At 72.8% G+C, this 11877-nt stretch carries 9 protein-coding genes and 1 pseudogene; 7 read left to right on the top strand and 3 right to left on the bottom strand.

What is annotated here, in order from left to right:
- The 5 genes from HMPREF3159_RS17590 to HMPREF3159_RS14935 form a co-directional block, all read left to right on the top strand.
- On the top strand, nucleotides 1-228 hold a 228-nt coding region (locus HMPREF3159_RS17590; RefSeq protein WP_210388889.1), incomplete at its 5' end, for a hypothetical protein.
- Between the two features lie 169 nt (nucleotides 229-397).
- Nucleotides 398-1051 carry a ribonuclease FAU-1 family protein gene (locus HMPREF3159_RS14950; protein WP_070501948.1) on the top strand — a complete coding sequence of 218 codons (654 nt, stop codon included), beginning with the start codon at nucleotides 398-400 and terminating at the stop codon, nucleotides 1049-1051.
- 34 nt (nucleotides 1052-1085) lie between these two features.
- A complete protein-coding gene (gene pepN / locus HMPREF3159_RS14945) occupies nucleotides 1086-3635 on the top strand; it encodes an aminopeptidase N (protein WP_070501946.1) in 2550 nt (849 codons plus the stop codon).
- Between the two features lie 70 nt (nucleotides 3636-3705).
- Nucleotides 3706-4656: a mechanosensitive ion channel family protein gene (locus tag HMPREF3159_RS14940; protein ID WP_070501944.1), complete on the top strand. Its 951-nt coding sequence runs from the start codon at nucleotides 3706-3708 to the stop codon at nucleotides 4654-4656.
- Nucleotides 4657-4690: 34 nt separating this feature from the next.
- On the top strand, nucleotides 4691-5143 hold the full coding sequence (locus tag HMPREF3159_RS14935; RefSeq protein WP_010551109.1) for a globin: 453 nt from the start codon (nucleotides 4691-4693) through the stop codon (nucleotides 5141-5143).
- A 63-nt stretch (nucleotides 5144-5206) separates the two neighbouring features.
- On the opposite strand, the gene HMPREF3159_RS14930 is transcribed toward HMPREF3159_RS14935, so the two are convergent.
- Nucleotides 5207-5737: an acyl-CoA thioesterase gene (locus tag HMPREF3159_RS14930; RefSeq protein ID WP_070501954.1), complete on the bottom strand. Its 531-nt coding sequence runs from the start codon at nucleotides 5735-5737 to the stop codon at nucleotides 5207-5209.
- Nucleotides 5738-5790: 53 nt separating this feature from the next.
- Here HMPREF3159_RS14930 and HMPREF3159_RS14925 point away from each other — a divergent pair, with 53 nt between their 5' ends.
- Nucleotides 5791-6726 (top strand): acyl-CoA thioesterase, encoded by a 936-nt coding sequence (locus HMPREF3159_RS14925; protein ID WP_083305979.1) that lies wholly within the window; start codon nucleotides 5791-5793, stop codon nucleotides 6724-6726.
- 36 nt (nucleotides 6727-6762) lie between these two features.
- Here the strand turns inward: HMPREF3159_RS14925 and HMPREF3159_RS14920 are convergent, their stop codons facing one another.
- Nucleotides 6763-8082 carry an ABC transporter substrate-binding protein gene (locus HMPREF3159_RS14920; protein WP_070501942.1) on the bottom strand — a complete coding sequence of 440 codons (1320 nt, stop codon included), beginning with the start codon at nucleotides 8080-8082 and terminating at the stop codon, nucleotides 6763-6765.
- 41 nt (nucleotides 8083-8123) lie between these two features.
- Nucleotides 8124-10688: an alpha-glucan family phosphorylase gene (gene glgP, locus HMPREF3159_RS14915; protein ID WP_070501940.1), complete on the bottom strand. Its 2565-nt coding sequence runs from the start codon at nucleotides 10686-10688 to the stop codon at nucleotides 8124-8126.
- A 310-nt stretch (nucleotides 10689-10998) separates the two neighbouring features.
- Between glgP and HMPREF3159_RS14910 the strand changes: the two are divergent.
- Nucleotides 10999-11877, top strand: a pseudogene (locus HMPREF3159_RS14910) (hypothetical protein); the annotation flags it as partial.

Genomic DNA, 11877 nt, shown 5'->3' with positions numbered 1-11877 from the left:
CCGGCGCCCGCGCCATCGATGTCGGCCGCCGGGGCCCCTCCCGCCCCGACCGTCCGGGCCCGGTGGGAGGACGCCACCACCACCGAGCGCGTCGTCGAGGCGCCGACCGCCGAGGACCCCCGCCCCGCTCCCTCGAGGCGCCGCCTCGGGCTCGGCGTGCTGCTGCTCGTCCTCGCGCTGCTGTGCCTCCTCGGCGCGGCGGGCCTGGCCTGGACCGCGCTGACCTGAGCCGACGCTCCGATTCGGCGCCCGCCGCGACGGCGTGCCGCCACCGGCTGAGATGACGACGCGGTAGGGTCGCCCCATACGCCTACCCCTCCACGGGCAGCGCAGCCCCGGCCCGGTGGCCGGTCGGTACGGGGCGTCCGCGGAGGCCGATCCGGCCGGGACCGCCACCATGTCTTCCACCCCGCGCTGGTCGCCCGGCGACCAGGTGACCTGGACCTACTACACCCCGCAGCACCCCACCCGCACCGTCCGCCCCGGCACCGTCGTGCTCGACGACGACCGCGGCGTGGTGGTGTGGATCGCCCCCGGCACCGAGGTGCTGCTGCCCGTGCTCGAGTCCGGGGCGGCGCTGCGCCGCGCCGGCGACGAGGGCATGTTCACCGCACCCCGCGTGCAGTCCAAGCAGCTCTGGACCGGCAACGGGATCCTCATGATCGGCCTGCCCGACAAGCCCTACTCGATCTGGCTGTTCTACAAGGACGACGGCACGCTGGGCTGCTACTACGTCAACCTCGAGACCCCCTACGAGCGGACCGAGGAGGGCGTGCGCACCCGTGACCTGGTGCTCGACCTCGTCGTCCTGCCGCGCCGCGACTGGCACTACAAGGACGAGGACGAGCTCGAGGGTGCCGAGCGCACCGGCTACTTCAGCCCCGAGGAGGTCGAGGGGATCCGCGCCGCCGGCCGCGACGCCGAGCGGCACATCGCCGAGTGGACCTACCCCTTCTCCGCCGGCTACGAGTACTTCTTCCCGGACCCCACCTGGGAGCTGCCGCGGCTGCCCGAGCACTACAGCTGGGACCTGGACCTGACCCGACGCTGAGCGCAGGGGCCGGGCCCGGTGGCAGGATGGCCCCATGTCCTCAGAGAACCTCACCCGGGACGAGGCGCGCCGCCGCGCCTCCTTCCTCAGCACCGACGCCTACGAGATCCGGCTGGACCTCACCACCGACGAGCGGACCTTCCGCACGGAGACCACGCTGCGCTTCGACGCCGCGGAGGCGCAGGAGACCTTCCTCGACCTGATCGCCGAGGAGGTCCACGAGATCGAGCTCAACGGGGATCTCCTGCCCGATCCCGCCTCCCGCTTCGACGGCGCCCGCGTCCGCCTGCCCGCCCTCGCCGAGGGCGCGAACACCGTGCGCGTCCTGGCCACCGGTCGGTACATGAACACCGGCGAGGGCCTGCACCGCTTCGTCGACCCCGTCGACGACGAGGTGTACCTCTACACCCAGTTCGAGGTCTCCGACGCCAGGCGGATGTTCGCCTGCTTCGAGCAGCCCGATCTCAAGGCGACCTACCAGCTCACCGTCACCGCGCCCGACCATTGGCGCGTCATCTCCAACGCCCCCACGCCGGAGCCGTCGGCCGCGGGCGAGGGCACGGCGACCTGGGCCTTCTCCCCCACCGAGCGGATGTCCACCTATCTCGTCGCGCTCATCGCCGGCAACTACCAGGGCGGGACCGGCGAGGTCACCGCGCGCGACGGCCGCACGATCCCGATGGGCGTCTTCGCCCGCGCCTCCCTCGCAGGCCACGTCGACGCCCAGGACGTCATCGACGTGACCCGCGCCGGGATCGAGTTCTACGAGGACGCCTTCGACCAGGACTTCCCCTTCCGCAAGTACGACCAGGTCTTCGTGCCCGAGTACAACATGGGCGCGATGGAGAACCCCGGCGCGATCACCTACGTCGAGTCCTACGTCTTCCGCTCCGACGTCGCCGACGCGGTGCGCGAGCGGCGTGACCTCACCATCCTCCACGAGCTCGCCCACATGTGGTTCGGGGATCTGGTGACCATGCGCTGGTGGGACGACCTGTGGCTGAACGAGTCCTTCGCCGAGTACGCCTCCACCCTCGCCAGCGCCGAGGTGACCCGCTGGGACGACGCCTGGACCACCTTCGCGCTGTCGGAGAAGAGCTGGGCCTACCAGCAGGACCAGCTGCCCTCCACCCACCCCATCGTCGCCGACATGGTCGACCTCGAGGCCGTCGAGACGAACTTCGACGGCATCACCTACGCCAAGGGCGCCTCCGTGCTGCGCCAGCTGGTGGCCTACGTCGGCCGGGAGGAGTTCTTCGCCGGCGTGCGCGCCTACTTCGCGAAGCACGCCTGGGGGAACACCGAGCTGAGCGATCTGCTCACCGAGCTCGAGGCCACCAGCGGCCGCGACCTGACCCGCTGGGCGCAGCTGTGGCTGCAGCGCTCCGGGGTCAACACCCTCGCCCCCGTCATCGAGCACGACGCCGAGGGCGCCGTCTCCCGCTTCGCGATCCGGCAGACCGCCCCGGCGGAGCACCCGGTGCTGCGCCCGCACCGCCTGCAGGTGGGCGGTTTCTCCCTGCAGGACGGGAAGCTGGTGCGCACCGAGACGCTCGAGCTCGACGTCGACGGGGAGCTCACCGAGGTGCCCGAGCTCGCCGGGCGCCGGGCCGACCTCTGGCTGCTCAACGACGGCGACCTGACCTACACGAAGGTGCGCCTCGACGCCGACTCCCTCGTCGTCGCGATGGAGCACCTGCGCGATCTCGAGGACCCGCTGGCCCGCACCCTGCTGTGGTCCGCCGCCTGGGACATGGTGCGCGACGCCGAGCTGCCCAGCCGCCGCTTCCAGCAGCTGGTGCTCGCGAACCTCACCGGGGAGAGCTCCTCCTCCGTGGTCCGCACCCTGCTCCAGCAGCTCGAGTCCGTCGCGGGCCCGTACGCCGCCGCGGAGGAGCGCGCCGGCCGCACCGAGCAGGCGGCCGACGCCGTCTGGGCCCTCGCCCAGGAGGCCGAGGCCGGCTCCGACACGCAGCTGCAGCTGCTGGAGAGCTTCGCGCGCCTGGCCCGCACCGCCGAGCACCGCAGCACCCTCGAGGGGCTGCTCGGCGGCGGCATCGCCCTGCCCGGCCGCGAGATCGACACCGATCTGCGCTGGAAGCTCGTGATCTCCCTGGCCGTGCTCGGCGGGATCGACACCGCCGGCATCGACGAGCAGCTCGCGGCCGACGACACCCAGTCCGGCCGCAAGCACGCCCTCACCGCCCGTGCCGCGCTGCCCACCGAGGTCGCCAAGGCCAAGGCATGGCGCCGCACGGTCGAGAAGGACACACTGGCCAACGAGTCGGTCACTGCGGTGGTGCAGGGCTTCCGCCGCGTCACCGATGAGACGCTGATCGCCCCGTACCGTCCGCGCTACTTCGAGGAGATCTCCCGGATCTGGGCGGAGCGCTCGAACGAGATCGCGACCCGCCTGGTCTCCGGCTACTTCCCGCACTCCTACGGCGGGCAGGGCGTGCTCGACGCCGCGGACCAGTGGCTCGCCGACTCCGAGGACGCACCCTTCGGCCTGCGCCGCATCATCATCGAGGGCCGCGACACCGTCGCCCGCCAGGAGCGGGTGCGCGCCGCGGACGTCGAGTGAGCCGACGGTGACGAGCCTCGCCCCGTCCGGGCCATGACGGCCCCGGCGGGGCGAGGATATCGTCGAGCACATGCCTGACGACTTCCCTCCCGATCTCGGTCCCCTGCTCGCGGCCCCCTCCACGGACGAGGCGCTGGGCCTCGCGGATCAGCTGCTCCAGTGGCTCGCCACCAGCGGCGTGAAGATCGTCGTGATCCTCGTGGCGGCCACCGTCCTCAGCCTGGTGGCAGGCTGGCTGCTGCGCCGCTTCTTCACCACGATGGTGCAGTCCGGCTCCAAGATCTCCACCGTGGCGGGCACCGTCATCAAGCGCGACCCCCGCTCGCAGAAGGCCGCCCAGGCACGTCGCGAGCAGCGCGCCGAGACCCTCTCGAACGTGGCCCGCAACGTGGCCCGCGCCGTGATCTGGGCGATCGCGTTCATGATGATCCTCTCCGAGATCGGCGTGAACATCGCCCCGGTCATCGCGAGTCTCGGCGTGGTCGGCCTCGCCGCCGGCATCGGCGCGCAGACGATCATCAAGGACGTCGTGGCGGGCATCGTGATGCTCTTCGAGGACATCGTCGCCGTCGGCGACTGGGTGGACCTCGAGTACGCCGAGGGCACGGTCGAGTCGATCAACCTCCGCGCCACCCAGGTGCGCGGCATGGACGGCGTGCTGTGGACCGTCCGCAACGGCGAGATCATCCGCGTGGGCAACTACGCCCGCGGCTTCTCCAACGCCGTGGTCACCCTCGACATCGACGCCGGCGCCGACGATGAGACGGTCACGAGGATCCTCGAGCAGGTCACCGCCGATCTCCAGTCCGACCCGAAGTGGAAGGAGCTGATCCTCGCCCCGGCGGACATCAGCGGCATCCTCGACGTCGACGGCAACCGCTACCAGCGCCGCGTCGTGGTGCAGACCGTCCCCGGCCAGCAGTGGGGCGTCGAGCGGGAGCTGCGGTCACGGATCCGCGCCGGCTTCGCCTCCGCCCACGTCGCCTTCGCCCTGCCCCGCTTCGTCGAAGCGGGGAAGTGAACCCATCCCGCCCCGGAAGAGACGGAGCACGACCATGACCACCCCCGCAGGCCGCTCGCCCGAGCAGCAGAGCTTCTACGACGCCGTCGGCGGTGCGCCGACCTTCGCCCGGCTCGTCGAGCGGTTCTACGAGGGTGTCGCCGAGGACCCGTTGCTGCGCCCGATGTACCCCGAGGAGGACCTCACCGGGGCGAAGCACCGCCTGGAGACCTTCCTCGCCCAGTACTGGGGCGGGCCGAAGACCTACGGCGCCGAGCGCGGGCATCCGCGGCTGCGGATCCGCCACGCCCCCTTCCCCGTCTCCCCCTCGGCGCGGGACGCCTGGCTGCGCCACATGCGCGTGGCCCTGGACGAGCTGGAGCTCGCGCCGTTGCACGAGCAGACGCTGTGGGACTATCTCGAGCGGGCCGCCCACTCGATGCTCAACACGGTCGACGGCGGCGAGGCGCCCGCGGCCGGGCAGCAGGTCCCCGACCGGCTGGCCTGAGCCGGCCGGCCCGCCCTCCCACGGCCGGGGTGCGCTCCCCGGTGCCGATGATCACGCGGCGGATCAGTCCCGGAAGGTGAGCGGCTCGCCCGTGAAGGCGCGCAGCGACTCGCGGGCCTCCTGCTCGAAGCGGACCGGGGAGCCGGTCTCCGCGTCCACCAGCACCATGACGGTGCGGGCGCGGGCGTAGGGTGCCCTCCCCTCGGGGTCGTCGCGGGTGAGGACGAGATAGTCCGCGGTCAGGCTCGCCCCGCCGATCCGGGAGAGCCACAGCCGCACCACCACGCCGTCGCGGCGGTGGCCGAGCTGACGGACGTACTCGATGCGCTGAGAAGCGATGACCGTGGCGATGTCCGTGTCCTCGGTACCGGCGCCGCTGACCGGCAGGGCGGCGGGCGGCTGCTGCGCCCCGAGCGCGAGCTGATCGGGCGCGGGCTGCCAGAAGGCCGCGATGCGGGCCTCCTCGAGCAGGCGCACCATGGCGGCGTTGTTCACGTGCCCGTAGGCGTCGAGGTCGGTCCAGCGCACGGGGACGGGCACGTCCAGCGGTGCGGGGTGCTCGGGCGTGGCGTCGGTGGTGATCGAGAACTGCATGATGCTCATGCTAGTTCGCCGGACCGGCACGGCCTGACCAGTACGATCGGGGCATGACCGCCTCGAACCCCGACCACGCGCGCATCGCCGCGGGCCTCGTCGACCTGCTGGACCTCCGCCCCGTCGACGCCGCGGGGGCGGCATCCTCCCCCACCGCCATCGCCGTCTACGAGGGGGACTCCTCCCCGCAGCCCGGCGGTCATGTCTTCGGCGGCCAGGTGATGGGCCAGGCCGTCACTGCGGTGGGCCGCACCGCCCCGGAGGGCCGTCGGATCCATTCGATGTACTCCTACTTCCTCGCCCCGGGCGATCCCGCGCACCCGATCCGCTTCGAGGTCGACGCGCTGCGCGACGGCGGCTCCTTCTCCGTCCGACGCGTGCTCGCGACTCAGCCCGGCCGCACCGAGGAGGAGGGCGAGCGCACGATCCTCGCCATGACCGCCTCGTTCCAGGAGGAGCAGGAGGGGCTCGAGCACGCCGAGCACGCCCCCGAGGCCCCGGACCCCGAGGGGCTGCCGACGACCGCCGAGGTGCTCGCGGGAATCGAGCACCCGGTCGCCGAGTACTGGTCCACGCAGCGGCCGATCGACATCCGCCACGTCACCGACCCGATCTACCTGCGGCCCGACGCGAACGGCGGCACGATCGACGCGCAGATGGTGTGGATGCGCACCCTCGCCCCGGTGGACGCGGGCCCGCTGCTGCACGACGCGATCCTCGCCTTCGCCAGCGACTACACGCCCTTCGAGCCGATCCTGCGCAAGCAGGGCCTGAGCTGGATGACGCCCGGTCTGAAGATGGCGACCATCGATCACGCGATCTGGTGGCACCGCCACGTGCGGGCCGACGAGTGGCTGCTGTACGTCCAGCGCTCCCCCTCCGCCTCGGGCGGGCGCGGCCTCACCCACGGGCAGATCTTCGACCGGTCCGGTGAGCTCGTCGCGACGGTCACGCAGGAGGGCATGATCCGGGCGCCGCGCCGGGGCTGATCGGGCGGGGTCGTGATCCGGCGGGGCCGCCGCCGGTCAGGACATGACCGTGCGGGCGGCCTCCTGGGCGCGGGGCAGCGCCTCCTCCGCCGTGGTGTCGCCGCGGAACACCTCGGCGATGATCGCGAGGGCCTCGCCGGTCGCCTCCGCGGAGCGGGCCCCGTGCTCGGGGAGGGCCGGCTCCTGCGGCACCTCCACCGCGGAGACGTCCACGCCGACGCCCGCCCAGCTCTCCTCCCAGGCGCCGCGCAGGTCGCGGTGCGCAGGGATCCCGAGGCGGTTCTCGGCCAGCGGGCGCTGGCCCTCGACCGAGCCGAGCCAGCCCAGCAGCCTCCCGATCGCCGCGGCGCGGTCCTCGTCGTCAGGATCCACGCCGGCGGCCGCGACGGAGTGCACCAGGGGACGGGCGCCCTCGGGCCCCGCGACCACCGGATGCAGGGTCCACTCGAAGGCGCCGTCGATCTCCTCAGCCAGGGTGTGGAGGTCGTAGGTGCCGGTCTGCAGCAGCCCCAGCCGCCCGCCGACGAAGAGGTCCCGGCAGCGGCCGGGCTCCTCGACGGTCTCGGCCGCGGCGGGCGCGAGATGGGCGGAGGCGAGGTCGGCGAGGTACTGGATCGCGGCGACGCCCTGCTCGGTGGCGAGGGTGACGGATCCCTCCTCGTCCTGCCAGGCCCCGCCCTGCCCGGCGAGGAACGGGCCGAGCACCGAGGAGCGGTCGGGGTGGGCGCTGAAGCCGTGGGTGGTGCGGGCGGCGGGGTCGAAGCCCTCGTCCCCGGGATGACGGCCCTCCCCGTCGGCGGTGAGGGCGGTGGCGAGCTCCCGCAGCGGGTCGGAGCCCGCGCCGGGGTCGAAGACCAGCGCGGAGGCGTCCCCGCCCGCGGCGGCGACGAGGCCCTGGTTCGCGATCAGCAGGCTCTGGTCGTAGTACTGGGGCACGCCCCACAGCGTCTCGTCGATCCGGTGGAGGTCGGTGGCGACCTGCTCCCAGGCGGAGCTGTCGCCCCCGACGATCTCGCCGACGTCCAGCAGCACCCCTGCGGCATGGGTCTCGGCGAGATGGGCGGTGTTCATCCACAGCACGTCGGGCAGGGTGCCGCCGGCGACGTCGAGCGGCAGCTGGGTCCAGTAGTCGTCCCAGCCCAGCACCTCGAGCTCGACCTCGATGCCGCTGTCCGCGGTGAACGCGGCCAGCGACTCCTCGTAGGCGGCGCCGGCCGCCTCGCTCCACACCCGCATCCGCAGCCGGTCGCCGTCCTCGAGCTCGGCAGGGGCGCCGCGGGAGCAACCGGAGAGGGCCCCGACCCCGGCCAGTCCCGTCGCGGCGGCGGTGAGCAGGAGCTGTCGACGGGTCGGCACGGGTTCGAGGCCTCTCTGAAGGGTGCGTCGGGCGGTGAGCCTCAGGCGGTGGTCACCAGCCCGAGCTCGGCGCGGGAGGACAGCACCGGATGCTGCGGGGTGACCCGCACGGTGCAGCCCACCCTGCCGGGGACGGCGAGGGCGAAGCGGGCGGCGAAGCGCCCGTCGTCCCCGCGACGCAGCGGGATCAGCTGCGGATCGATGATCTCATCCCCGTCGGCGACCTCTCCCAGGACCGCCTCCACCAGCACGTCCTCGTCCGCGAGGCCGGCGAGGTCGACCTCGGCCGAGAGGGTGACCTCGGCGCCGGTCGCCACCCGGTCCCCGGTCGTGCCCTCGAGGCGCACATCGCGCACGGCGATCTGCGACCACACCTGCCCCACGCGTGCCTTCCACTCGGTGAACGCCCTGGCCAGCGCGGGATCCGCGGCGAAGGCGCCCGCGGCACGAGCGGCCGGGAGGTAGAGGTCGGTGACGTAGTCGCGCACCATCCGGGCGGCGGTGATCTGCGGGGCGATCCGCACCAGGGAGGAGCGGACCTTCGTCATCCAGCCGCGCTGCATCCCGCGCGCGTCGCGCTCGTAGAACAGCGGCGCGATCTCCTGCTCGAGGATCTCGTACAGCGCCCCGGCCTCGATCCGGTCGCGCTCGACCTGGTCGGCGACGTCCGCGGTCGGGATCGTCCACCCGGCCGCGGCGTCCTTCATCTCATCCCACCAGCCGTCGGAGATCGAGAAGGTCAGACCGCCGTTGAGCACGGCCTTCATGCCCGAGGTGCCGGAGGCCTCCTCGGGGCGGACGGGGTTGTTCAGCCAGACGTCGGCCCCGGCGATCAGCACCGAGGCCATGCGGATGTCGTAGTCGGGCAGGAACACGATCCGGTGGCGCACGCCGTGGTCGTCGGCGAACTGCACCAGCTGCTGGAGGAACTCCTTGCCGGGGCGGTCGGCCGGGTGGGACTTGCCGGCCACGACGATCTGGACCGGGCGCTCCTCGTCCAGCAGGATCCGCTTGAGGCGCTCGGGATCCGAGAGCATCAGCGTCAGCCGCTTGTAGGTCGAGACGCGGCGGGCGAAGCCGATGGTCAGGACGCCCGGGTCGAGGATGTGGTCGGTCCAGGCGAGCTCGGCCTCGTCGGCCCCGCGGCGCAGCCAGGAGTCCTTCACGTGCTTGCGCGCCATCGCCACGAGGTCCGCGCGCAGCGCGTCCCGGGTGGAGGTGAGCTCATGGTCCGTGAGGGCCGACAGCGCGCTCCAGTCCGACATGGAGGAGATGTCGACGTCGCCGAGCGCCTTCTTGTACAGGTCGTCCATGTGCGCGGAGGTCCAGGTGCGGCGGTGCACGCCGTTGGTGACCGAGCCGATCGGGACCTCGGGCACGTCGAAGCCCGGATACAGGTTCTGGAACATCCCGCGGGAGACGGCGCCGTGGAGCTTCGCGACGCCGTTGGAGCGCTGGGCGATGCGGAAGCCGAGCTGGGCCATGTTGAAGATGTCGCCGCCCTCCTCGATGCCGAGCGCGAGCGCGGCCTCGACCGGGAGGGAGGGGATCAGGCGGGAGAGCCCGTTCTCGTCGGCGTCGAGGTAGCCGCGCAGCTGCGAGGCGTCGAAGCGGTCGATGCCTGCGGGGACCGGGGTGTGGGTGGTGAAGACGGTGCCGGCGCGCACCTCGGCGACGGCCTCGGAGAACCCGGCGCCGCCCTCGATCAGGCGACCCACGCGCTCCAGCCCGGAGAACCCGGCGTGGCCCTCGTTGAGGTGGAAGACGGTGGGGGCCGGTCCGCCGGTGACGCGGGCGTACTCCTGCACGGCGCGGACGCCGCCGATGCCCAGGACGATCTCCTGGACGATGCGGTGCTCGTGGTCGCCGCCGTAGAGGCGGTCGGTGATCTGGCGGGCGGACTCGTCGTTGCCGTCGACGTTCGTGTCCAGCAGCAGCAGCGCGACCCGGCCCACCTGGGCCTTCCACACGGCGATCGCCACGTCGCGGCCACCCGGGAGGGTCACGCGGACGGTGAGCTGGGTGCCGTCCTGCTCGAGGACGGGCTCGACGGGGAGGTCGGCGGGGTCGTTGAGGCGGTACTCCTCCTGCTGCCAGCCGCTGCGATCCAGGGACTGGGAGAAGTAGCCCCACTGGTAGAGCAGGCCGATGGCGGTCAGGGGGACGCCGAGGTCCGAGGCTGACTTCAGGTGGTCGCCGGCGAGGATGCCGAGGCCGCCGGAGTAGATCGGCAGGGTGGGGCTGATCCCGAACTCCATGGAGAAGTACGCGATCGAGGAGCCCTGGCCGGTGCCCTGCTCGCCCGGGACGGTGCGCTGGAACCAACGGGCGGAGTCGAGATAGGTGCGCAGGTCCCCGACCTCGGAGCGCATCCGTGCGAGGAAGGACTCGTCCCGCGCCGCCTCGGCCAGGCGCCCGGCGGGCACCATGGGCAGCATCGCGAAGGGGTTCTCGCCGCTGTCGACGAAGACCTGCGGATCCAGGCTGCGGAACAGGTCGACGGTCTGTCGACGCCAGGACCAGCGCAGGTTCAGCGCGAGATCGCGCAGGGGGGCGAGGGCGTCCGGGAGCTCGGAGGCGACGGTGATCGTGGAGATCGGCTTCATGACCCCCAAGATACCCGAGCCGGGCCTTCTTCTTGCAGTGGACTTGCGTGTCGGATCACCGAAGTCCGAGATAATTTCTGGACCTTCACCAGCACTGTTGGGACATCTCCCGATCATCCGCACGAGTGGCCGTCACGATCTGTCAACCCTCTTGCAAGAACTTTCAGCGACCTCCGCTCCCCTCTTCCTCCCCCACTCGTCCCCGTTCCGCGCGCTCTGCGCCCGAGGCGGCGCTCCTGCCTGCCACAATGGGGAGCGGCGCCGTGGGGGCGGTGCCGTCGACGAGAGCACAGCGCATGGAGGGGCCCGGATGGTCAGCGAGGCAGCGACCGGGGACGTCATGGATCTTCCCGGGATCCCGGAGGACACGATCGATCTCGGGGAGCGGCTCGATCCGGTGCGGACCCTCCTGCGGCGCACCGCGGGTGGGGACCGTCGCGCAGCCGGTGCGCTGCTGGATGTGCTCGGTCCGCGGATCCACGGTCTCGCGGTCCACGTGACCGGCTCCGCCGCCCGTGCCTCGGCGCTCACCGTCAGCGTGCTGCGCTCGTGCCTGCGCGATGCCGCCGAGCTCGCCGCGAGCGGCCTGCCCGGCGAGGCGGCCGTGCTGGACCGGGCCCGACGCGCGGCGCTCGCGACCCGTCCCAGCGGCGACGTCCGCTCGCTGGTCTCCCCCGCCGCCGCGAACGACCGCACCCGCGACCGACGGGAGGTGGACGTTCTGCGGGTCCTGCTCGGCCTCCCGCTGCCCCAGCGCGCCCTCGTCGAGTCCGCCGCGCAGGGCCGCTTCGCGGCGACGGGGGCCGAGCGGCCGGGAGCCGCGACCGCCCTCGCCCAGGTCCTCGACGCGCTCGTGCCCCTCGGCGGCCCGGAGGACCCGGAGCTGCGGGCCCTGGCCGCCCTCGACGCCCTGGCCCTCGCGGACCCCTCGGAGCGGGCACGGCTGAAGGAGATCGCGCGAGGTCCCGAGACCGCGGGAGTGCACCGCCACGCGATCGAGGCGGCGGCGCGGCTGACGCTCCTGACAGCCGTCCCGCCCTCGCGGGACCTGCATGTGGCCGTGCTCGAGGGCTTCGCCCCGGAGCCGGTCCCCGCCCCGGAGCCCGAGGCGGCCTACAGCGGCGACTACGCGACCCCGGTGCTGGGCACGGACTCGCAGCGCCGCGTGGTGGGGCCGCCCGCCCGTCCC

This window comes from Brachybacterium sp. HMSC06H03, from assembly GCF_001807385.1.
In the GTDB taxonomy this organism is placed as follows: Bacteria; Actinomycetota; Actinomycetes; order Actinomycetales; family Dermabacteraceae; genus Brachybacterium; species Brachybacterium conglomeratum.
Note: the sequence above shows the minus strand (reverse complement) of the source record. Positions and strands in the feature narration are given on the sequence as shown.